At 44.4% G+C, this 24,070-nt stretch carries 16 protein-coding genes and 1 pseudogene; 13 read left to right on the forward strand and 4 right to left on the reverse strand.

Annotation, left to right across the window (positions count from 1 at the left end; genetic code table 11):
* The 13 genes from AACQ83_RS21345 to AACQ83_RS21405 form a co-directional block, all read left to right on the forward strand.
* A partial coding sequence (locus AACQ83_RS21345) for a bacteriophage T4 gp5 trimerisation domain-containing protein (protein ID WP_445260535.1) occupies positions 1 to 622 on the forward strand: 622 nt, incomplete at its 5' end.
* A 2-nt stretch (positions 623 to 624) separates the two neighbouring features.
* Positions 625 to 1,983, forward strand: a complete 1,359-nt coding sequence (locus AACQ83_RS21350) for a VRR-NUC domain-containing protein (RefSeq protein ID WP_112879506.1) — start codon at positions 625 to 627, stop codon at positions 1,981 to 1,983.
* A 14-nt stretch (positions 1,984 to 1,997) separates the two neighbouring features.
* Positions 1,998 to 3,149: a DUF3396 domain-containing protein gene (locus AACQ83_RS21355; protein WP_112879507.1), complete on the forward strand. Its 1,152-nt coding sequence runs from the start codon at positions 1,998 to 2,000 to the stop codon at positions 3,147 to 3,149.
* A 37-nt stretch (positions 3,150 to 3,186) separates the two neighbouring features.
* Positions 3,187 to 4,338 (forward strand): DUF3396 domain-containing protein, encoded by a 1,152-nt coding sequence (locus AACQ83_RS21360; protein ID WP_112879508.1) that lies wholly within the window; start codon positions 3,187 to 3,189, stop codon positions 4,336 to 4,338.
* 3 nt (positions 4,339 to 4,341) lie between these two features.
* Positions 4,342 to 4,614, forward strand: a complete 273-nt coding sequence (locus tag AACQ83_RS21365) for a PAAR domain-containing protein (protein WP_088374998.1) — start codon at positions 4,342 to 4,344, stop codon at positions 4,612 to 4,614.
* Between the two features lie 610 nt (positions 4,615 to 5,224).
* Positions 5,225 to 6,517 (forward strand): condensation domain-containing protein, encoded by a 1,293-nt coding sequence (locus tag AACQ83_RS21370; RefSeq protein ID WP_158537804.1) that lies wholly within the window; start codon positions 5,225 to 5,227, stop codon positions 6,515 to 6,517.
* Between the two features lie 243 nt (positions 6,518 to 6,760).
* Complete coding sequence (locus AACQ83_RS21375) at positions 6,761 to 10,066, forward strand: non-ribosomal peptide synthetase (protein ID WP_112879510.1); 3,306 nt, start codon at positions 6,761 to 6,763, stop codon at positions 10,064 to 10,066.
* The gene (locus tag AACQ83_RS21380; RefSeq protein ID WP_112879511.1) at positions 10,059 to 14,165 is read left to right on the forward strand and encodes an SDR family NAD(P)-dependent oxidoreductase; all 4,107 of its coding nucleotides are present in this window, start codon (positions 10,059 to 10,061) and stop codon (positions 14,163 to 14,165) included. The genes AACQ83_RS21375 and AACQ83_RS21380 overlap by 8 nt, the downstream gene beginning before the upstream one ends.
* A 42-nt stretch (positions 14,166 to 14,207) precedes the next feature.
* Positions 14,208 to 15,908 carry a beta-ketoacyl synthase N-terminal-like domain-containing protein gene (locus AACQ83_RS21385; protein WP_240000884.1) on the forward strand — a complete coding sequence of 567 codons (1,701 nt, stop codon included), beginning with the start codon at positions 14,208 to 14,210 and terminating at the stop codon, positions 15,906 to 15,908.
* Positions 15,909 to 15,958: 50 nt separating this feature from the next.
* Complete coding sequence (locus AACQ83_RS21390) at positions 15,959 to 17,722, forward strand: aminotransferase class III-fold pyridoxal phosphate-dependent enzyme (protein ID WP_112879512.1); 1,764 nt, start codon at positions 15,959 to 15,961, stop codon at positions 17,720 to 17,722.
* 129 nt (positions 17,723 to 17,851) lie between these two features.
* Positions 17,852 to 18,340, forward strand: coding sequence for a nucleoside 2-deoxyribosyltransferase (locus tag AACQ83_RS21395; protein ID WP_112879513.1), 489 nt, complete (start codon positions 17,852 to 17,854; stop codon positions 18,338 to 18,340).
* A gap of 107 nt (positions 18,341 to 18,447) precedes the next feature.
* Positions 18,448 to 19,317 carry a dihydroorotate dehydrogenase gene (locus tag AACQ83_RS21400; RefSeq protein WP_112879514.1) on the forward strand — a complete coding sequence of 290 codons (870 nt, stop codon included), beginning with the start codon at positions 18,448 to 18,450 and terminating at the stop codon, positions 19,315 to 19,317.
* 17 nt (positions 19,318 to 19,334) lie between these two features.
* The gene (locus AACQ83_RS21405; protein WP_112879515.1) at positions 19,335 to 20,084 is read left to right on the forward strand and encodes a creatininase family protein; all 750 of its coding nucleotides are present in this window, start codon (positions 19,335 to 19,337) and stop codon (positions 20,082 to 20,084) included.
* Between the two features lie 252 nt (positions 20,085 to 20,336).
* On the opposite strand, the gene AACQ83_RS21410 is transcribed toward AACQ83_RS21405, so the two are convergent.
* From AACQ83_RS21410 to AACQ83_RS21425, 4 genes and pseudogenes are all read right to left on the reverse strand, one after another.
* Positions 20,337 to 20,639: an addiction module antidote protein gene (locus tag AACQ83_RS21410; RefSeq protein ID WP_112879516.1), complete on the reverse strand. Its 303-nt coding sequence runs from the start codon at positions 20,637 to 20,639 to the stop codon at positions 20,337 to 20,339.
* Positions 20,636 to 20,821: pseudogene (locus tag AACQ83_RS24760) on the reverse strand (type II toxin-antitoxin system RelE/ParE family toxin); the annotation flags it as partial. The pseudogene AACQ83_RS24760 and the gene AACQ83_RS21410, both read right to left, overlap by 4 nt.
* A gap of 1,456 nt (positions 20,822 to 22,277) precedes the next feature.
* The gene (locus AACQ83_RS21420) at positions 22,278 to 23,066 is read right to left on the reverse strand and encodes an SDR family NAD(P)-dependent oxidoreductase (protein ID WP_112879517.1); all 789 of its coding nucleotides are present in this window, start codon (positions 23,064 to 23,066) and stop codon (positions 22,278 to 22,280) included.
* A gap of 350 nt (positions 23,067 to 23,416) precedes the next feature.
* The gene (locus AACQ83_RS21425; RefSeq protein ID WP_339366773.1) at positions 23,417 to 23,971 is read right to left on the reverse strand and encodes an MFS transporter; all 555 of its coding nucleotides are present in this window, start codon (positions 23,969 to 23,971) and stop codon (positions 23,417 to 23,419) included.
* Positions 23,972 to 24,070 lie beyond the last annotated feature (99 nt).

Below are 24,070 nucleotides of genomic sequence, written 5' to 3' on the forward strand. Positions count from 1 at the left end.
CACGCAGATAGGTAATGACCAGAAAACAGAAGTGGCGCATAACCGCACGGCGATAATTAAAAACGATGATGATGAAGCCGTGCAGGGCTTTCAGACGCTTGAAGTCGGTCAAAATCAGACGGTGACCATTAAAGGTCAGCAAGCCCTTTCTATTGGTAAAAGTCATCAACTGAACATCACCGATAACCAGCAAATCACTGTGGGTAAACATATCACGGTGCACTCTGAAAGCGGGCAAATCACCATTGGGAACGCAGGCGGGCAGATAGTCATTGACCCAATGGGCAATATCCGTATCGAAGGCGTCAGCATCACCATGACTGACCATGTTACCGGAAGAAAATCCGCCGATGCGCTGTTTGACTACTCCGCCCGTTATACCCTGCTCAGTGAACGGAGCGGTAAACCACTGGCGCATACCCCCTATACCATTACCACCGCTGGCGGTCAGACCCTGTCCGGTAAAACCGATGTGCTGGGCAGAACGATGACGGTACAGAGTGAGGCAGAAGAAAATCTGCAACTGAGTTCACCGGAAACCCCACCGAAACCGAAGCAAACCTTATACCGTGCCAGTGATAACACACCGGTAGAGTATGTGATGGAATTTACGGAGAAATAAGTATGACAATATCCAACAGCGGTAAAATGTGCCCGGCCGTGACCTCAATTAATTGCACGATGGAAATAGGGGTCTTTCCCGCCGATGAAGACCCCTGTTATCTGGCGGAAAAAGCTGAGTACGCTCTGCGTTTGCCCGCAATGATTATCACCAAGCTGGGCGCTATTCGCTTTCTTAATCAAATTATTATGAGTGGATTGATTAAGGTTGAAGAACTTAAACATGACTTTTTATGGCCCTATAAAGCAGAAGTGGTGTTTGCTATCAGAGGAGAGCAGGATGTCCCTTTACCCATGCTGGCGGCCAGTCAAGTCTCTAAGCAGCGTTATGGTGATAATTTGCCGCAATCCAGTAACCCATTTGCCCGGCCTTCTGCCGAAGACGCGGAGAAATTTGGGGTTAAACGTATTCGGCGCCCCGATATTATTCTGGTTAGAGATGAGGCTCTTCGCTGGCCGGGCAGAAATGCCACCTACTTCGATGGTTCTGTGCACCCTGATAATCTGAAAATGTTGATTGAGGTGAAATTTCCGGGGGATGATCTAAGTAGAGATCAGGAATTGGATTATATGCTAATTGCGACAGAAAAACGTTTTGGTGTAATGCGCGTCATAGATAATCGCACTGAGGAACAAAAACAGTATGATGAAGCGTGGCGAAAACATTATCAACCCGGTTCCCAACACTATAAAAATCCGATACCACTGGCCCCGCTGCCGCCCGGTTCGCCGCCTGATGATAAAGCTTTACCCGCTCTTCCCGCAGAGGGTGTGCCGGGAACCATTCCACAACCCCTGACAGAAAATCCACCGCTGCTCAGTACTTCCCGTTGGTCGTTTTTACCGAGCTATGAAGACTGGGTTGTCCTTGGGCAGGAGGTGGCGGGTCTGGCCGAAAATGGGTTGAGTTATGTCCGCGACAGTACCCGGGAGCTCCTTGCCCAATTTGGTACATGGTTCAATCAAGCCGGCAAGTGGGTATGTGAAGAAATTATTGATCCGGTCACTCATCAAGTCAGCTACGCGTTTTCCTGGGTTAATGAACAAACGGGGAAAATCGTGACCTGGACGGAGAATGAGATAAAAGCCCGATGGCAGACTGTGCAACAGGACTCAGATATCACCCTGGAAGAGCTAAAAAACATTAGCTGGATGCAAATATTAAAAGAGGTGGGGGAAGGCATGCTGGAAGTAGTTGTGATTATTGCCGAAGTTGCCGTTGTTATCCTGGTCACCGTTGCCGTTGCTGCCGCGCTGATTGCACTGGTGGAAATTTTAGCTGCCGCAGTAGCAGCCAGTGCCGCCGCATTAGCTGCTGTCCTGACAATATTGGCGAGTGTGACATTCGCCACCGCTTCATAATTAACGGAGGGAATATGGATACTTCAGATTACTTTACCCAGTTGAGATCACAACTGACCTCTTTTCTTTTTATCAATGGCGATGAACTGACTGTTTCCCGTCTGGGTCTCTCGATTACTCTGTTTTTTAAACAGGGTTACACCCTAGAGAAAAAACAACGCATTCTGGCCTGCTACCGGCGCTTTCGCGAAGAATTTGGCCCTCACCTGCGTTTTCATCGTCATTCACTGAAAGGACTAAAAAAATATTCCCCAGAAAATATTGCCAAAGTTGAAGAAGGTATTCTTAATCAGAAAAAAAACCAGCTTTCTACCTGGGATATCAGTGACGCCAAAAATATCTATGAAGCTCCCCGCTATCTGATGCATTACCTGGATTCCGATGAAGCTGATGGTGACGACAGTAGCTCTTACCTGAGTCTGGTACTGCCCTGGGATTATCTGAAAGAACAAGAGGGCATGGCTCGCTTTATGGCCTGGCTGGACTTTCTGTGTGAACAACTCGAGCCGGACAGTGGGGATTGCGGTTATTGTCTGGTCCTGCCCAGAGATTACCATGACTACTTTCCCTTAGAGTACCAGTTAGCTCAGCGTTACCCTGCATTGCAGGTTAATTCTGCGGTTCATACAGCAAAATTACAGTATGGACATTCCATCCGTGGCATTAACTGGATCACCCTGCTGTCCAAACGATTTGTAAACCGACTGGGTGGGGAATTCTGGATACGTCATGTGCTGGCTCGCCACCTCTACCCGGATGTGGTGATTACGCCTTACTCCAATGGTCTGATGATCCGGGCAGGTCAATACCCGGACTTAACACCGCTACCGGGCAGTGTCCCGGAGAGTTATTTTGCCATTAACCAACTGATACGTCCGATACGGGTCATTCCCCGTGAAGGCCATTCCCTGCATTTTTATGGTGCCGGTCATTTTGATGATATTTCCACCCTGGCCTGGTATGCCCGTTATGACCGAGGCCCGCTACAAGTGACCCCTTTGAGAGGTAACCATCCTGCACTGGTCAGCGGGATCTGGCAAACTGATAGCCTGCCGGGTCAGCAGTACTTCTTTGCTCAGGGTGCGATGTCTTTTGATGTTCCAGGCACAGAACCGGGCACAACCGTATGGCATCTGATACGGGAAGCGGCAAATATGTGGGAATAACAGATTATCCGCCGCCTCATAATTCACGGAGAAAATGATGGAAACTTTAGATTACTTTGCCCAGTTGAAATCACAACTGACCGCGTTTACCTTCCTCAATGGCGATGGGCTGACTGTTTCTCGTCTGGGTCTCTCAATTACCCTGTTTTTTAAACAGGGTTACACCCAGGAGAAAAAACAACGTATTCTGGCCTGCTACCGGCGCTTTCGCGAAGAGTTTGGCCCTCACCTGCGTTTTCACCGTCATTCACTGAAGGGATTAAAAAAATATTCCCCGGAAAATATTGCCAAAGTCGAAGAAGGTATTCTTAATCGGAAAAAAAACCAGCCCTCTAGTTGGGTAGTCAGTGACGCCAAAAATCTCTATGAAGCCCCTCGCTATCTGATGCGTTACCTGGATTCCGATGAAGCTGATGGTGACGATGGCAGCTCTTACCTAAGCCTGACACTGCCTTGGGATTATCTAAAAGGGCAAGAGGGCATGACCCAGTTTATGGACTGGCTGGACTTTCTGTGTGAACAACTCGAACCGGACAGTGGGGACTGTGGTTATTGTCTGGTGCTGCCCAGAGATTACCATGACTACTTTCCCTTAGAATACCAGCTAGCGCAACGTTACCCTGCATTGCAAGTTAATTCTGCGGTTCATACAGCCAAATTACAGTATGGAAATTCCATCCGTGGCATTAACTGGATCACCCTGCTGTCTAAACGATTTGTAAACCGACTGGGTGGGGAATTCTGGATACGTCATGTGCTGGCCCGCCACCTCTACCCGGATGTGGTGATTACCCCTTACTCCAATGGTCTGATGATCCGGGCCGGTCAATACCCGGACTTAACGCCGCTACCGGGCAGTGTCCCGGAGAGTTATTTTGCCATTAACCAACTGATACGTCCGATACGTTTTGTTCCGGGAGAAGGTGATTCACTGCATTTTTATGGCGAGGGTCATTTTGATGATATTTCCACACAAGCCTGGTATGCCCGTTATGATCGTGGACCGCTACAGGTGACTCCTTTGAGAAGTAACCATCCGGCACTGGTCAGCGGGATTTGGCAAACCGATAGCTTGCCGGGTCAGCAGTACTTCTTTGCTCAGGGGGCGATGTCTTTTGATGTTGAAGGGGCAGAACCGGGCACAACCATCTGGCATTTAATACGAGAAACGGAAAATATAACGGAGTAAATGATGCGAAGTGTAGTGGAAGGAAAAAAAATTATCCTGAAAGGTGATACCACAACGACCGGAGGCGATGTTTTAAATGGTTCCGGTTTGGTAAACCAACAACTATCGGTTGCCTGTAAAGGTGACCCGGTGTTTTGTCCCGCCTGTAAACAAACCGGCGCTATTGCGGAAGGTTCTAACTTGTTCAATATACAAGGAATACCTGTCGCACTGGAGGGGCACTTGGTTAATTGTGGTTGCCCGACCGGAGCTTGTCGATTAAAGGTACGGTCATAAATATCAAATTCTAAAGCCTTTAATTGAAATACTCACAAAACAGGGGCAGGTTTTAAACTGTGATTAAAAGTTATTTTTTTAACTTATGATTTTAATCGGTATAAAGTTTTAACCGTTTTTTACCCCCCTTTTAAATAAAATTTCGAAATAGTAGAGCACTTGAAGGGAACTCAGTCCGATTTTTGTGATCTGATTAATCGTCAAATTATCAGAGTAAAATCCTGTTTTTTACGAAGACCGTTTTTACGAAGACGAAATAGGTATTGACCTTAACTTCAAAATCGGCAACGTTAACCAGATTACTTATTTAATAGTAATAATATATTAATTATTTTGGTTCAGCTCAAATATTTGGATTGATTCGTGGAGGTTTCTTTTTTTATTGCTACTTTTAAAATTGTCACTGTGTTTTTAGTCTCTGAGTAAATGACGCTAATTATCATTCCATGCGGGGTAGCCGGGCTATCAATTCCCGTTTTTTTACTCTGCATGTTCGCTTTCTCTGGTAGTCAAAAGTAAACGCTGTGTTATCCGACTAGTTTGCATGCAGAAGAGTGTGGAGTCTGCACAACGTTTTAATCGTAGGGCTTGCAATGGAAAGGTGAAGATTATGCGTGTTCAGTTAGGGCAATTATATGATTTGCGATATTCACTGAGCGTTGATCAGTTGTGTGTCGGTGAAGTATTAATGCCCTTGGAGCGATTGACACCGGCACATCTTAAGGTAGCGATTGAATATCTGTTGCATAAGTATTCTGTTCTGAGAGCACGGTTTGTCGGTAGCGGGATGAATATGAAGATGGATTTCGTACCGCCTAGCAGTGAATTATTGCATCAGGTTTTTGAAGTTAGAGAGCAAACCGATAGTCAATGTGATCGCCGATGCTTAATATCAAACTACATTGCTGAGGTTAGGGCTGCCATGAATTTGGCAAATCCGCCGTTATTGCGTTACTGCCTGTTTGATGGCAATTGTGCCAGTGATCAAAGATTGGTATTGATATTCAATCATCTAGTCTGTGACGGTATTTCCAGCAGGATCTTATGGCGAGATCTTTCAAAGGCATACAGAATGTCAGTGAATGGTCAGCCCCTTGCGCTTGAGAATGCCACAAATTATGAGCAATTTTGTGCTGAATTGTATGAACAACATCGGCAAATCGTAAAAGCTGCTATCCCTAATGATGAACAACAAGTTGAGCAACCTACCCTAAATATTCTCGGCGGGCGGCGTGTTGAGTCACTACCCATTAGCAGATTGTCTGAGGCCGTCACAGAAATCAGGCAACTTGATGGTGAAGCCTTAAACAGGATACGCCTTTTGGCTAAGCAACATCGTGTCAGTATTGCAGATTTGCTATTGGGTAGTTGGTTAAAGGCGCTGGCGGCTGTTTTTGGGAAAGGCAGCCTGAATATGCTGTTGTGGGTCAGTCCTCATTTTGTGGGGTATTGGGAAACCTCGGTGGCTAATCTTGTCGGGTCAGTATCATTTCCAATCACAATTAAGTTTAATATTGATCCAGATCCATCGTTGGATAGCACCCTCCAGCACACGGTACAAGAATTCAATAATGCGATGGAAAAAGCGGCGGATTATGCTGCGACTTACTTTGTGCCTAATTCCATCTTTGGATGGCCTGAGCTTCCTGCAATTTCTTTCAATTTCGTTGGTGATCAACGACGGTCTCCCAATGTTATTGGTTATGAACTGTCACCTGAAAAAATACGTATTGGGAAACCCGATGAAGATGCGCAAGAGATACCATTGAGCATGGATATAGAGATCTATGCCGATACGATGGAAGTCACTATTTCTTCCAGACCAGATTGCCATCTACAAATTTTACCGCCTCGTTTAATGGATCTTTGGTTAGAAATGATTGGAGAATCTGGAGTTGAATAGATATTTTAATTTATTTATCAATAGCATACCTGACATTCTTCATCTTTTATGGTTGCATAAGTAGAGCACAGCCTTTCTCTGGATCATGATCGTTGTTGATTGGCTGAAAAGTTGAAACGCTATTTCTGACGAGCCGTTGATTGATGGAGTAACACCAAGCACAAATTTTGCCCTCTCCGTAACGAGGCTGGCTTAGCCAGAGGGTGGGGATACTGTTTAAGTATTTATGGAGCTTGACACGTTATGTATAAAGATTGCCTACAGATTGGTGATGAAGAATTACTGTCCATGCAGCAAAGAGCTTTATGGTTCATTGACAATTATACCCCTGGCGATTCCCAATATAATATTTCCATGGCATTCCGTATTCACGGATCGTTTCAAATCGATGCTTTTCGCTATGCGGTTAACCAGCTCGTTTCCAAGAATGCCACCCTGAGAAGCACTTTCGTTAATGTGAATGGCGAGCCAAAGTTGGTCATTAATGAACACTTGCCGCCGGCATTGGAGGTTTTCGATGCAACGAACTTGAGTCAGGAGGCGCTTGAAGATGCAGTTCAAAACTTTCATTCCATCCCTTTTCAATTAGAAAAAGCGTCGTGTCTGCGTTTCGGTATCTACGTTGTCAGTGCGGAAGAATACGTTGTACTCATGTGTGTTCACCATATTGTGTCGGATTTTACTTCACTGGGGCTGATGTTGGATCAGCTTGAACACTATTATTTGGCTGGACTTGGCGAAGATGACGATGCTTGGTTACCGCCCGCTGAGGATTTTAAGGATTATGCAGTCAAAGAACGAGAGTATTACCAAAGTGAAGCGGCGGAAGAATCGAAAGCTTATTGGAGTGAATGTTTAAAGCAGCCGCCAGAAGTGCTGCAATGGGATAGTTTTTGGCGCAAAGGCGCTAATGACAAGTCATCCGTCCTGTTTAGTATTGGTGAAGAGACAACTAAAAAAATCAAACGGCTTGCTTCAAAAATAGGTGGATCGATCTTTACGGTCATGTTGGCCGCATGGAGCGCTTACATCGCCAGAGAGACAAAAACTGTTGATATCGTTATGGGGGTGCCGGTGTCGATGCGTCACTCGGTTCATCAGCACATTATCGGCTGTTTGTTTAATGTATTACCCATACGTTTATCCGTCGATCAGACATTTCACCATTTTCTATTGGCAGCGAAAGAGCGATTGTTATCGGCCCTTGATAATCGAAATTTTTGTCTCAGCCAAATGGTCGAACATCTGGCCGTGGAACGAAATGATGGTCGTAACCCATTGTTTCAGGCTATGGTGAATATGCTAGGGCATGTAGAGCAATCGCGTTGGTTGACACTGGAGATGGCTGACGATTCTGTTCAGGTATCATGGGCGGGGCGGACTATTTCCCCATTCAGGGTTTGTCAGCAGGAAGGCCAGATTGATATTGAACTGATGTTTGTGGATGCCGGTTCCCAATTAAGATGTGAGCTTAAAGGGGACAAACATTTTTTCTCACATTCAGGCCTTCAGATATTTGCAAAGCGCTTTGAGCTGGTGGTTGAAGCGCTTGTCGCCGCGCCTGATGAAGAGATTAATACTTTGTTGGCACCAAAATCAGAGGATTACAATCTGCTATCTGGTCCGATTAATTCTGATGCTCTCCCGGAAGTGTCAAATCAAACCATTATTTCGCTTTTTGATCAATGGGTGACGCAACAAGCGGCATCAGTAGCGATTCGTTATGGTGTCGATACATTAACTTATTTGGATTTGCAGCATTGGTCGCTGGAGGTCGCTGTTCAGCTTATACAAAATGGGGTTATGCTTGGCGATCGCGTAGGGGTTGCATTGTTACCTTCACCGGAAGCGGTGGTGGTCATGCTTGGTATTATGCGTGCGGGCGCGGGGTACGTACCGTTAGATCTTAGGTTGCCACAGCAACGTCTGGCGCAGATTGTCGAGCAATCAGAGATGAAGCTTATTGTTGTTAACGCTGATGTTGACCCAGATGATTGGTGTACAGCTAAGCTGATGACGATGACGGCTACTGAATCTGAGTACGGTACATTTGATCACTGTACATTTAATCATTCTACACCCGCTTCGATTGCATACAGTGTTTTCACTTCAGGTTCCACCGGGACTCCCAAAGGCATTGATGTTGAGCACAGCAATGTTGTTTCTTGTTTGAATGCAATGAGTGAATATTTGGCCCACGCGCCTGGCGAGGTGTGGACTTGGTTCCATGCAGCCAGCTTTGATTTATCTGTGTGGGAGCTTTGGGGTGCCCTTTGCTCTGGTGGCGCTTTAGTGGTTGTGCCTGATGATCTGCGGAACCAGCCAGACAAATTTCTGGATCTTGTCGCAGCAGAGCAGGTAACGATTGTCAGCCAGACGCCCTCCGGTTTGAAAAATCTATTATCTGAGTTTCGGCATCGGCCAAGGGCTTATGCGATAAAGCATTGGGTAATTTGTGGTGAAGCATTGCTCAGTGCCACGGTTCGGCCTTATTTGAGTGCGCAGTGGACATTTTGGAATATGTATGGTCCTGCAGAGACAACCATTTTCGCCACTGTGGAGAAGGTAACGGAAGAACTAACTGACTACAATGTGATTCCCATTGGCAAACCGTTAAGCTTCGCAACGGTCTATCTTTTAAATCCTTCAAGGCAAACACCCCTGATGGGTGAGGTTGGCGAAATTTACATTGGTGGTCGTGGCGTTGCTCGTGGTTATGTCGGTCTTGAACAGTTGACTACTCAGTGTTTCATTGCCGATCCCTATATTCATCATAGATGTATGTATAAAACCGGTGATTTAGCCTATTGGGATGGGGAACGAATTCATTTTTGTGGCCGCGTAGATGACCAAATAAAAGTCTCTGGTTATCGAATTGAGATTGCTGAGATTGAGGATTGCCTCAATCGTCATCATGCTATTGCGGACGCCACAGTCATCGTTGAATCTCACGAAGGGCTCAATCGCTTAGTCGCAATATTCGTCCCTGTCAGTAAGGATAACCTTCCCGAAGAGTCTGCTATTCGTGATCATCTCAAAGCTTATCTCCCCATCTACATGTTGCCCGGCAGGATGATGCTGGCTGATGAATTGCCGCGTAATGCTCACAACAAAATTGATAGAAGAGCATTAAATGGCTTGATTGAAGCGGGGCAATTGACAGATATCAGTTCGTTGGGACCCGCGCCTGTGTTACCTGTTGATTCAGTTTTTGCCGAAATTTCGAGAATTTGGTGTGAAGTGTTGGGAAGATCAACCGTCGGGCTGGATGACGCATTTTTTAATATTGGCGGTAATTCATTGGCACTGATGCAAATCTATGCACAGCTCGTGCAATTACCGGGATGTGGTGCCTTGGCTCCTTCAGATTTATTCCGTTTTCCAACTATCCGGAAGTTGGCTAATTATCTTTTAAGCCCTCTGCAACCGATGGTGTTGGTAGAAGTTGCGGATAAACCCTCTCAAACGCGACGTCAAAAAACGTTGAATGCAAGAAAAGCATTGAAGGAGAGACAAATTCATTCACTGAAAGGGGAACAAGATGTCTGAGAATGCGATTGCCATCATTGGCGTAACTTGTCGGTTACCTGTGGCGAATAACTTGGATGCGCTATGGAATAATCTTGTTGCTGGCCGAATACTTGCCAAAAGATATAGCCAGGAAGAGCTTATCCGTTGTGGTGTAGCTCAGCATATATTCACTGCAAAAAATTATGTTCCTGTCGATTCGCGTTTGCCGGATATTGATCTGTTCGACCCGGATTTCTTTTCAATCAGCCAGCGAGAAGCCGAATTGCTTGATCCTCAGCATCGAATGCTGCTTGAGTGCGCATGGGAACTGGCCGAAGTGACCGGCTATGGCAATCCTTTCCGACGTCCTCGTATTGGTGTTTTTACCGGGAGTTCGATGAATACCTATTTGCCCAATGTCATTAAATCTGAGTGTGATCTGGTTTCATTAATGGGAACAGAGCTCATGCTGACTAATGATAAGGATTATCTGCCAGCGCGAATTTCATACAAACTCGGTTTTGACGGGCCGAGTGTAGCTGTTTTGACCGGCTGTTCGACATCACTAACGGCGGTGCATATGGCGATACAAAGCCTCTTGCTTGGCGAGTGCGAGATTGCTTTCGCCGGTGGTGTTGCCGGACATGTCCATTCTCGACCGGGTTATTTTCACCAGCAGGATATGATCTTCTCTGAGGATGGCTATTGTAGACCGTTCGATGAGAAGGCATCGGGGACTTTCTTTGGCGATGGGGCGGGGTTGGTGGCGCTACGGCCATTAGATGAAGCCATTAGCAACGGGGATACCATCCATGCGGTGATCCTCGGTTCAGCGGCGAATAATGATGGTTCAGCACGGGCTGGCTTTGCTGCACCGGGGGTGGATGGGCAACGAAAACTCATTTTGGATGCTCAGGCGCTCGCTGATGTTGGGCCGGATGAATTAGGGATGATCGAGGCACATGGTACCGCAACGCCACTTGGGGATTCGGTGGAATATGCCGCGCTTTGTCAGGCTTTCCGCCAGAATACGGATCGTGAGAGATTTTGTGCGTTGGGATCGATTAAAGCTAACGTGGGTCATTTAGCGGCGGCGGCGGGGTTTGCTGGATTAGCCAAGACGATAATGGCATTAAAGACCGGCATGATTGCCCCACATCCGACTTTCAGCAAGGCCAGCTCTGTTATGAATCTTGAGCAAAGCCCTTTCATTATCAATACCACGCCCATCAACTGGCCGGTGAAAGGACCACGACGGGCAGGCGTGAGCTCTTTTGGTGCCGGTGGCAGCAATGTTCACATGATTTTGGAGCAAGCGCCGGTACGAAGGTCAGGTAAAAATAGAGTTATCTGGCGAGCTATTCCATTAGGGGGGCGCAGTGCTAATGCCTTGAACACATTGAGTACTCATTTGGCAAGAACGCTGGAAGTTAAACCCGATACGCATATTGATGAAGTGGCTTTTACTTATGCGGAAGGTCGTGCAGCCCAGCCATACAGAGCTTGTTTATATGCTAAAGATGTGAAGATGTTGATTGACGGTATCAGAAATACAGATTTCACCGTCACAGCACAAGTCTCTGAACCACAACGTCTGGTGATTGCGCTTGGTCCTGCTATTCGATCCGCTTTATCAGTGCAGATACCTGGTTATTGGCAAGAAGTGGATAGGTTGCTTGCTGCATTGCCGACAGATGTTTCCCATAACATCGGTAAAATCGATATCACTGAAATGACAATAAATGATGGCGATAAGGGAAAAATTGCCAATCTTGTGGCGATAATTGCGGCGATCAATTGTTGGCGGAAGATGATTTCGACGCCAATATTCATCATATCCGATAGTCGTTACGACCTTGCTGTTGCTTGCTCGTTAGGCATGCTGACATTGCCTGAAATTGCTGATAAGTTGCTAGGAAATGTGACACCACATTTCGCTGAGCGTGGTATAGCTTTGCCCGGAAGTTTTTGGTCTAAACATCACGGCATGATTGATGGCAATAATGTGAAAGCTATCTTGATTGATGGTGCGCTGCCGAGCTTACAGCAGCAGAATGAAGTCATATCAGCAAATGATGTGATATTAGATTTGGACCATTCGCCTGATAGTTTCTCTGAAATCGTTGTAAATCCTGAAAATATTATTCGTTTGGATACTCTCCATGAAGAGCGCGACTCGGCTTTAGTCAAACTGGTCGGCAAGCTTTGGCAACGTGGTTTGGTGATAGATTGGTCGATATTGCGAGATGGGGAAGTTGTTCAACGTATTCCACTACCGGTTCAACCTTTGCAACGTCGGCGCTGCTGGTACACAGATTCAACATTAACAGAGTACAAACCAGAACCTGGCACTAGTCAACCTGTGGCAAGCTCTGAGGCTTCCGATGAGTCAGTCGGCGTTTATGTTGAACGTTGGAAACGAACGCAGCGCTTGTCGCCGATATCATCATCGGTGGCTAAGCGTAACTGGCTGATTTTCTACGATAACAGCGATAAAAAGATGTGTCCGATCGCGGATGTGCTGCGTGATCTGGGGCAAAACGTGTTTGAAGTGCATGAAAATCGTGTCACTTCTCTCGATGAAACTGATTTCGATGAAACTGCTTTTGATGAAACAGAGTACATCGTCGACGTTGACGATCCCGTCAGTGTTCAGAGTTTGATGCTAAGGTTGAAGGCACAACAAGCGCCTACACCCGATCATATCCTCTTCATTTTGGGTGATATCCCGTCAGTGGATGAAGTGCCAGTAGGGGAAGATCGGTTCCCATTTACGCTGTTTAATAGGGTAAAAGCGTTTTCTCAAGTGGGAAATAAAGCCATTTCGTTAACATTGATCGGACCCGGTTTTATCGACGTGATGGGCAGCGAACCACGGAGTATTGAACGGGCTACGGCGCTGGCCTCCATTTCGGCGATCAACCAGGAATTGCCTGGCATGATAGTGAAAGTTATCGACATACCGGTCAAAGAACTTAACTCTCTTAAGGATGCCCAGTATATCGTGGCTGAACTTTTTACTGCTCATGATCAGAATGCGGTTGCTATGCGTCAAGGTTGGCGTTGGAAACGCTATTTTGACGTTCAGAGTCCAGTTGTTAGCGAAAATCTTTCATCTGACATGATCTGTTTAGTGACTGGAGGATTAGGAACGGTTGGTTTTGGCATTGCACAATATCTGGTCACCAAATTCAACGCGAAGCTTGTCCTGCTCGGTCAGACACCCAGAGATTTCACCCAATCTGATACGTTACAGAGCCAACGAATAACGCAATTGCGCAAGATGGGGGCGGACTTTGCAGTGATTACTGCCGATGTGACAGATAAAGCCCGTGTGCTGGCAGAACTTTCCCGTGTGGAATCTCGGCTGGGGGCCGCTAATTGTTTTGTCCATGCTGCCGGGCTTTCTGGTCAGGCAACAATCCAGTGGCTGCAAAATTCGACTCATCATGATTGGGAAAAGTTGATGCAGCCGAAGTTAAAAGGGGCTGCTGTTTTGCATGAAATATTTGCCGATCGTCCTCTGAGGTTTGGTTGTTTTACCTCATCTTTGTCGGTTTTCGCGGGTGGTTTGGGGCTTGCACCTTACGCTGCGGCAAACGAAGCTTGTGCCGCATTTGCCTCAACCCACCATTTGGATAAACCCTATTTCTCCATTGATTGGGATGGATGGGAGGGTTGGGATGAGTCAAATAGCTTCAAATACAGCGTCAATCGTGCTCGCCCTTTACGCCATGCTGATGTTGTTAATGCATTGGATATTATTTTCTCGGCATGCCATGCAGAGCCGCGTTTTGCTGTCTCCACCGTACCTTTGAATGAGCGGTTGCATAATATTGTGGAGAATTCATTGCAAACGGATACGGCGCAAACTGCAATGGTATCTCCCTCGGCATCAAATAAATCCATTATCGATGATATGACAGCTATTTGGCGTGGTGTACTGCGCTGCGCGGTTGATCATGAATCGAACTTTTTCGATTTAGGGGGAGATTCACTGGTTGGGGCTGAGTTGGTGCGACAAGTTAATGCTCATTTTAATGTTGCGGTATCTATGGTTGATCTTTTCGAATCGAGCACCGTGGCGTCTCTTGCGATGCAAGTAGAGAAAAAGCGCAATCAAGGCGGCGTGCTATAGCGCGGATCGGCAAGACCAACGTGTTCGGGAAAGGGAATTAGCATGAAATCAAAAATACAAATGCATTATTCAACAGATATTGCGATTACCAGCATAGCTGGACGTTTTCCTAATGCGGATTCGAGTCAAGATCTTTGGGATGCGATCTTAGGGAAGCGGGAACTGATTTCGAGTTATACCAATGAAGAACTTCATAATCGGGGCGTTGATGCAGGTGAAGGCGGATTGCATTACGTTCCGCGTGGTGCGTACCTGCAAGATCCAGAAGCATTTGATTACAGTTATTTTCAAATGATGCCGAGAGAAGTTTCTAAAATGGACCCTCAGCAACGGATTTGTCTGGAGGTTTGCCATGAGGCACTTGAACTTAGCGGTTATTCCAGCGGGGCAGACGCAGGGCTCTGTTCAGTTTTTATCGGTTCTCGTCGGAGTACCTGGCAAGCCGATGTACCGACACTGAACCACTCTTCTGCTGATGCCATGCTGCTATTTGGTGGAAGTTCTGTAGATGCTTTGGCAACGCGTGTGGCGTATAAGCTCAACTGTTTGGGGCCTGCTGTCAGCGTAGGCACTTTTTGCTCAGGTTCACTAGTGGCTGTGCATATGGCTTGCAACAGTTTATTGCTAGGTGAAAGTGACATGGCGCTGGCAGGCGGTGTTTGTGTCAGGTATCCCGCTCATGTTGGTTATGTTTACCATGCGGGGGGGATATTGTCTCCGACAGGACGAGTTTGCGCGTTCGATGAGAAAGCTGACGGTACGATTTTCTCTGATGCTACCGCGTTCGTGGTATTACGCCGTCTGGAGGATGCTTTGCTTAATGGTGAGCCGATTTTAGCGGTTATCAAAGGGTCGGCAATCAACAACGATGGGTCTGTCAAGGCGGGTTATAGTGCTCCGGGGGTTTCAGGTCAGGAGCAGGTGATCCGTCGTGCGCTTGCGGCGGCTGATGTCCGAGCTGATCAGATTGGTTTGATTGAAGCGCATGGTACTGGCACACCTGTTGGTGATGGGATTGAATTACGGGCGCTAGGACGGGTATTTGCCGGCGTATCGGCCAGATCGTGTGCTTTAGGTTCGATTAAATCCAATCTTGGTCATGCTGATTGTGCTTCGGGTATCGCTGGGCTGATAAAAGCCATCTATGCTGTCAATTCAGGCATTATTCCTCCGTCAATGAATTGTGAATCTCCTTGTGCTGAATTGAGGGAGCCTGAATCGCCGTTTTATGTGCCTACTGAATCTAGAGATTGGGATAACGATAAGGCGGCGAGAATTGCTGGTGTTAGCTCGTTCGGGATCGGTGGTACAAATGTTCATGTTGTCGTTGCCGAACCACCGGAGAGAAAGCCTGACATACCTTCCCTGGCGGCAGCACATCTGATCCCGCTGAGTGCACGTACTGAAACAGCATTAGCGCAAAAAATTTTGGATTTAGTGAAATATCTTGAACAGTATCCAGAAACGAATATCGCTGATGTGGCATTTACCTTACAACGTGGCCGACGACATTTATCTATACGCAAGGTGATTGTCGCACGTGATATCCGTGAACTGATATCGGGCCTGCTAAATAAAGCCCTAGTGGTGACCCCTCAATTGAGTGAACTGCAAGAGATGTTTATTTCGCCTGCCTTTGTCTGGCAGGCCGGGGGAAGTATCAATTGGGATATTTTTTACCAGAGCGAATATCGTAAACGGCTCCCGCTGCCAACTTATCCATTTGAAAGAACGGCAATCTGAGCTGTAAAACCGGTAGAGATCGTCTTCATTTTGAGGAAAGTGAGGTTGATATGAGTAATATTGAAATTATTCAGAGAGAAATAATCGCTATTTTTGCAGAAACATTTGGTTTACCGAAAGAAGAGATAAAACTAGAAATACCGTTGGTTGAATTGGGGGCGGAATCACTCTTGTTATTCGAAGCATTGGAGCCCATCCATAAACGATTTGGTATAAAACTTTCAGTGCGGCAATTTTTCGCAGAATTACAAACGGTTCGTCAACTCAGTGAATATATCTTGATGGCGGATAAACGCAATGTTATGGCGGATAAAAACAATGTTATGGAAGATAACCATTCGGTCACTCAACCCGCCTTGGCTGATCAAGAAAAAAGGTCTGAACAATCCGATACGCCAAATATTCCACCGGTTAAGAAAGAACGCTTTTTCCAATGGATGTCAAGAAGCGCACCATCGATTGAATCTGAGGAGAGAAAAAAGTATCTGGCTTCATTCATATCTAAATATAACGAGCGAACGATTAAATCAAAAATTCATTCGGTAGCGGTACGTAAAAATATTGCAGATAGCCGTTCTGGAATTGGCTTTAAGCCCTCCATAAAAGAGCTACTTTACCCGATTGTCTGCACCAAGTTTGCCGGCCCTGTTGTCAAGGATATTGATGGTAATGATTACATTGATATGACGATGGGATTCGGTGCGCATTTGTTTGGTCATAGCCCACCTTTTGTAGTTAAAGCGCTCACTCAGCAAATAGACAACAGTTTTGGTTTGGGAACTCGGCATGAGATAGGTTTAGAAGTGGCTGAACTTATCAAAGAGATTACTGGCATGGATCGCGTTGCTTTCGTCAATAGTGGAACGGGAGCAGTGATGAATGCGGTTCGGGCAGCACGAGCGCTCACTCGTCGTAATCATATTGTGCTCTTTTCTAGCAGTTACCACGGACATTGGGATGCCGTACTGGCTAGAGCTGGTGAATATGATGAAGTTAATGCGACAAAACCCATTTCGGTGGGTATACCTGAAAATATGGTTGCTGATGTTTCGGTGTTTGGGTTTGGCTCCAATGAGGCCATTGAGTTTCTCAAAACCAATAGAACCGATATCGCTGCGGTGCTGGTAGAACCTATACCCACGCGTGACCCAGGATTGAGTAATCCAGATTATTTGCGACGTTTGCGTCAAGTGACCAGGGAGTTAGATATTCTGCTGATATTTGACGAAATCGTGACAGGTTTCAGATCTCATCCAGCGGGTGTCCAGGGGTTATTCGGCATTGAGGCCGATATTGTGACCTATGGCAAAACGATAGGTGGTGGAATGCCTCTGGGCGTCATTACGGGTAGGAAGAATATGCTTGATTCGATTGACGGTGGAAACTGGAATTTCAACGATGATAGTTTCCCCGCAGCGGAGCCGACATTCTTTGGTGGGACCTATTTTCAACATCCGCTTTGCATGACCGCTGCGAAAGCCACTTTGCAGGAGATCAAGAGGCGAGGGGAAACTTTTACCAAGGCACTGACTCAGCGTACTGAATCGTTTGTTTCACGTTTGAACCAACTGTTCTTAAGCCGTCGGGTTCCTATCGAGGCAAGATCGTTTTCCTCATTTTTTAGATTAATGCATCGTGACAACATGGATTTGCTTTACTACAACCTGTTAATGAGAGGGGTTTATATCTGGGAATGGCGTTGCTGGTTTATATCCGATGCACATGATGATACTCATCTGGAAAAAGTTTATTTGGCATTTGTAGATAGCTTAGATGAACTTGAGGAAAACAACCTGCTTCCTCGATATAGCTAGAGCAAACTGGCCTGTTGTGAGTAATAACTTATTGAATTATTAAGCATCCTATCTTCTGGCTGTGCTGAGTTCGATGCTCTGAAACGACGGCTCATAGTCTGTTGAGTAATGAAAATTAAGGGGAACGTTATGCCGTTGGCAAATAAAAGTGTTTTCATTGGTGGGCCGATTCAATTTGCAATTTGTGATAACGGTTTTCATGAGGAGTTGAGAACGACTATCCAACTGGCGATTAAGACGGTGAAGGCACTGAATGGTAATGTATTTTCGGCGCATTTGACTGAGAAATTTGGCATTGATACACCCAGTTATACGCCAGATATGGTATCGAAACGGGATTTCCAATGGATGCGGCAGTGTGATTTTTTCATGCCCATTCTTCCGGTTCATCAAGGTGATGAATTACTGCGTACTGACGGTACACATATTGAACTTGGTTGGGCCTCTGCTCTGAAACGGCCCGTCTTATTAATCACTCAACTACCGATTGTGAATGGTGGTAGTCATTTGTTAAAGGGATTAGAGCATATTTGCAATTTGTCGAAATTGGATATTCACGATTTTCGTCAAAATCCGGGACAGATTGGCGAGATTTTCAGGAATCTTGCAGTTGAATAGCTATTGATCACCTTTTTGAGGATATACCGCCTTTCTATTGACTTTCTATTGAATTGAAAGGCGGGTTAATAGCGAGTTTGCTTGAATGGGTAATTTGTGGAGTTACGATGGAAAATCGAGTTATTGAATCAACCTATGATGTTTTAGGAATGAAGATAAAAAACCCAATTATTGTTGGGTCGGGTTTGCTTTCTGATCAAGCTAAAAATATTCGCCAGTTTATCGCTTACGGCGCAGGGGCAGTCGTGACAAAAACGATTTACCCGCGCTCAGAAAAATTGCATACAGAAAAGACCTATTTATTCAGTACAGGGATGCTGAACAATACGACGTATTCGAAGAAAACCGTTGACTATTGGTTAACACTTCTCCGTGAATTTAAGGAAGAACAACTTCCGGTGATAGTTTCTATCCATGCTGAATCACCTGAGGCGTTAGGTTCATTGGCTGTTCGTATCTCGGAAGTGACCGATGCCCCTTTGGAGTTAGGCATTTCATGCTTGCATGCGGATGACTTCACGGGAGATACACCAGAACGTGTATTCAACTACACCAAAGCAGTGAAAGAGCGAACGGACACCCCTTTTGCGGTCAAACTCTCGCTTGGCGATAATTTGTATGGGCGTGTTCAAGCTGCGGTAGAAGGGGGGGCTGATGGGATAACGTTGAGCGATACCATTTCAGGCATTGCATTCGACACAGAGAATGGCGAAGCGCTGCTTAATGGGGTTTGCGGATACTCTGGGCCAGGGATCAAACCAATGGTGCTTGCCGCTATTTATAACCTGCGTAAGCGAGGGGTGACGATTCCAATACTTGGGTCGGGAGGCGTACAGGATGGTAATGATGTTCATGAATACCTACTGGCAGGGGCGAATACGGTGCAGGTTTACACCGCGCTTCATCGGCATATGTATAAAACATTGCAGCGCATTGTTCATGAATATACGCAAGTTATGACGTCAGAAAAAGTATGAGGAAAATGGATAACATCATGAATAATAATAAAATTAGAGAATTTGCGGAACTGACCAGTGAGCAGGTCTTAGCCGCGGTTGAAGGTAAAACATTGATATGGCCGATTGGCGGGATTGAGCAGCATGGGCCTCATCTGCCGTTGAATGTGGATTCAGTGATCCCAGAAGCCTTTGCTCGCGTGTTGGCGGAGGATATTAATGGATTCACCTTGCCGGTACAGCCAGTGTCTGCCAGATCATTGCCACAAAGTGGGGGTGGACTTGAATTTCCTGGTACTATTTACCTGGATGGATCAACATTTACCGCTTATATCAGCCGAACAATTAAGAGCTTGTGCTCATTACCCTTTAAGCAACTGGTGATCATTAATGGTCATTTTGAGAATGAAGGTTTTATTTTCGAAGCGGTAGACGCATTACGGGCGGAGGGACATTTTAACGATCGTTCCGTTATCGTATTTAGCTGGTGGAGTTTGGTATCTGATGATTGGACTCGTGAACATTTAGTTGATTTTCCCGGTTGGCACGCTGAGCATGCAGGGTTAACAGAAACGAGTTTAATGTTGCATTTGCGTCCCGATTTAGTGAGAGCGGAGCGACCTGATCATGATAAACCGCCACGCGCTGGGATCTATCAAGTACCGATTAAAAAAGAATTTTCAACAAGAGGCGTTCTTTCCAAAACATCCGGTTCAAGTGCGGAAATAGGCGAACTCATTTTCGAGCATGTCAGACAGCAAATATTGGAACTGGTTACTGCGGATTAATCAGTCGCCATATCGCGGTGTTTTTTCGGTTTTGCCCTAGCTATAGGGAAAAGATTTATCGCTTTTATATTATACAAATGCGCCTTAAAACCTCATCTTTCAGGGGAAGGTTAATAAGGCGCAGTTTTCTGTATACCCACGTTGCTAATATTTGCTGCGACGACTTGTATAAAGTCATCATGACAATCAGAAAAAAACACGCCATGATTATCATTAAAGATTTAAAGGTGACCAATATACCAAAGCTTAAATTTAAATATTAACGTTAGCAGATTGTAACTCAAATCTTAATCCAAGCGCTTTCACTATTTTCAAAATAGTTGTAAAAGTTGGATTTCCTTTTCCTGATAAGGCTTTATATAATCCCTCCCTGCTTATACCCACTTCTTTTGCAAGCTGGCTCATATTTCTGGCTTTGGCAATATCTCCCAATGCAGATAATATCAGGGCTGGATTATCCTCTTTCATCACCTCCTCTAAATACAGTTGGATATCTTCTTCTGTTTTCAGGTGTTCCGCAATTTCATAGTTGCTGATTTCGATTCCTTTGTTCATAAATACCTCTCAATTTCTTTAACTATTTTCTTTGCTTGCTGTATATCTTTTGACTGTGTGCTTTTATCACCCCCACACAATAATATAATTAATTGTTCTCCATGTGAGGTAATGTAAATCCGATACCCTTTTCCCTCATCAATCCTTAATTCAGATATTCCTTCTCCGACTGGTTTTACATCACCGAAGTTACCAAACTACAATCGCTTAATCCTGACCTGTATTTTTGCTTTTGCTCTGGTATCTTTCAATTTATCTATCCATTGGTTAAAAATACTTGTGCTTTTAATTTCCATTTTTATCCCCATCTATACTTTGATTATAGGTATAAAACACAGTTGTGTCAACTTTAGTTAACATTTTTATTTTTAAACAGCTTTCCGGTTTTAAACTAATTAAGCTATTGTGTTTGTAGTATCAGATAGTCAGGAAGGGATCGTGATTTTAAAAGTGAAGTGATATCTGGATAAATTATAAATAAAGAGAAATATTACCCTGAGATTGGATATGTTTTATCTGTATGTGATAAAGCAGGTATTGATAAAAGCCATTTTTTATTTGTCAGTGTGGTTTTAAAATCGGGAAAAAAGTGGCAAGCGTATTATGAAAAAACAAGTGAAAAATTTAATCATCAAAAGTAACAAGAAATAGTTAAGGTTCTTTTTCAGCGGATAAAAAATTCGATGCTATATTGGCATTGAAAGAGAAAAAATCAAGAAAAGCAGATTTTAAGTTTATTTTACATGGCTGTAAGAAATTTACGTAAAATCAGAGATAATCGTTAAAGAAAGCAGATGAACTTTTAGGTTAACCAGATTAACAGCATTAAAGATGGTTAAAGAAATATGCTTTTATTTTAATGCCAGTAATGCACCATTTACTCTCTGTTTTTTAAGGATAGAAAAGTAACATAGGATTATTAAAGTAAAAATGAAAAAAACAAGTATCAGTTTAATAAAAATAGGATTGTTAAATACGAAATGGAAAATAGAATTATTTACCTGTTACAGGCTTTGTTTATCATCTCTTTAACATGGTTCAGCTTATCTTTTTACTTGCATTTTCACGTCTGGATAATTGCAAGCTGCTTTCTATCGGTGATTAGTTAGCTAAGGATTGAAAAAATAGGTGCTTCATTAATGCCAGATTTTAAAGAAATACAGAGTGGTTAAAAACGGCTGACTCTCTGTTATATTTAATACATTTATCGGTGATGTTATCCTCCGATTATTTTACGTTTATCTAACCTGATACAATTATTTAAAAGTGATAATACGGGGCCATTAAAGCTTTTATATAACTAACAAGTGGGTGTTAAAATGATTTTTCATTGTTATTTTACGAAGAAAACTATAAAAATGACGTAATAAAAAATAGGTAAAACGGTTATGTGTTACCAGCGTTCTCAATTGCGGCGCAGCATTTCAGTGAATGCCATTTTCAGTATGAACTGTGACTGATTTTTTGCTCAGGCACACCAAGGTGCCTGTCACAATTTCACGTTCACTGTTCTGAAAACTCATGACATCATTTAGGTGAAATACTCCATGCTTTGTATTATTCTCTGCCGTTGTAACATGTTGATAGGGCTGAAAAAGCAATCATACAGCTTCATGATAATTGAATTTTGCAGGCTCTCTAAAAGACACCGGGATAAGCACCCCCGTCGATAAGAATATTTTGTCCTGTTATATAACAGGCATGGGTACTACATAAAAATGCACAATAGGCTCCAAATTCTTCTGGAATTCCAAATCTTCCTGCGGGAATTTTCTGGCTACGTTGCATTGCCATATTTTCCGGTGAATCACCACATCTTAATGCTTTTTGTTTAAATGTTTGTCTCAGGCGCTGAGTCTCGAATGCTCCGGGTAATAGATTGTTTATAGTGACATTATTTCTCATCAATAAATGAGATTTTGCCAAACCGCTAACGAAAGTTGTTAGCCCTCCTCGTGCTCCATTTGATAATCCCAACTCATTTTGAGGTGCTTTAACTGTACCAGAAGTAATATTGATGATGCGCCCAAAACTACGGTCAGCCATTTTATTGATCACTGCTTGGATCAGGGTTATTGGTGTAAGCATATTGGTGTTAATTGCCTGATACCATATATCATGACTCCATTCAGAAAAATGACCTGTTGGCGGCCCTCCTGCATTTGTGATAAGGATATCTACCATAGGTGAAGCTGTTAATACTGCCTTTTGTGTCCCCGGTTGAGTTATATCACCCGATATCCATCTTATCGACACGGCTGAATTTATCTCTTGCAACTGTAGCGCTGCCATTTCCAATTGTTCAGTTCGTCGTGCGTTAATAACAACATTTACACCTTCTGCAACTAACGCTGCTGTGCAAGCAAAGCCCAGACCCTCGCTGGCTGCACATATAACAGCCCAACGCCCCGTTATTTTAAGATCCATATTCTCTCCATATATGTTCTACAAACGTCAGTTTTCTGTTTCAGACACCCAGTACTGGGTACAAACTATTAAAATGAAACAAATCAGAGCAAGAGCAAAAAGTCCCCACATCAAGCCAGTCGCAGTCGTTGTATGACCACTGGAGAAAAACCATAATATAATAGCTGCCCCGGCCATTTTGAGTGCCCCCTGCAAAGCGCTACCCGTTCCTGATAATTCAGGATGACCATATAAACTTATCCCGAGTAATAAAGGGGAAGATAGCCCACACCCCAACCCTATCGCAAAACTATAAATAATGATGAAGCCAATTGATAATATCTGAGTGAAGTGAATAAAAATGAGCGCTATTACCGTGAATGACAGTAATAATGGCAAAGATATTTTAAGAATATATTCGGGTGTAGCGTGTGATAACCTTTTTTTGTTAACAATGAGCCTATTACAATTCCAGCAGAATAGATTATAAACAGATATCCGTTCTGTGATGACGATAACCCAAATTGGGTCTGGAATACGAAAGGACTAGCAGTAAAATAACCAATGGTAATGGCAAACAAGACAGCAGAGACAACACTGTATAAAACAAAATTAACATTTGATAATAAAATTCGAAAACCAGCCAGTCTACCATTGCTATTTGGTCTCATCGGAGATGTTTCCGGCAGTGTCATTTTGACAAAAATCGCACCTAACAACATCATGATGGCTAGCGCGATAAAATTAAATTTCCACGGCAGATACTCAGTAATATAGCCCCCAATAATGGGGGCAAAAGTAGGAGAAACTTGTGATGCCATAGAAAAAATTGCCAGTGATTTTGATAATTCCGTTTTATCCCTAAAAGTATCACTGAGTATTGCTCTACTAATAACTGCAGGGCGCGAGCATACTTTGTTTGATATTCAGCCAAAGAAAACTTTTGCACGGTAATCATCACACCAGCTGGCTTTCTTAAGCTTATTTCTTTGGCTTGGTGCCCCACAATCACATTGTTTGACCAT

The organism is Photorhabdus sp. S10-54 (assembly GCF_963878145.1).
Lineage (GTDB): Bacteria > Pseudomonadota > Gammaproteobacteria > Enterobacterales > Enterobacteriaceae > Photorhabdus > Photorhabdus kayaii.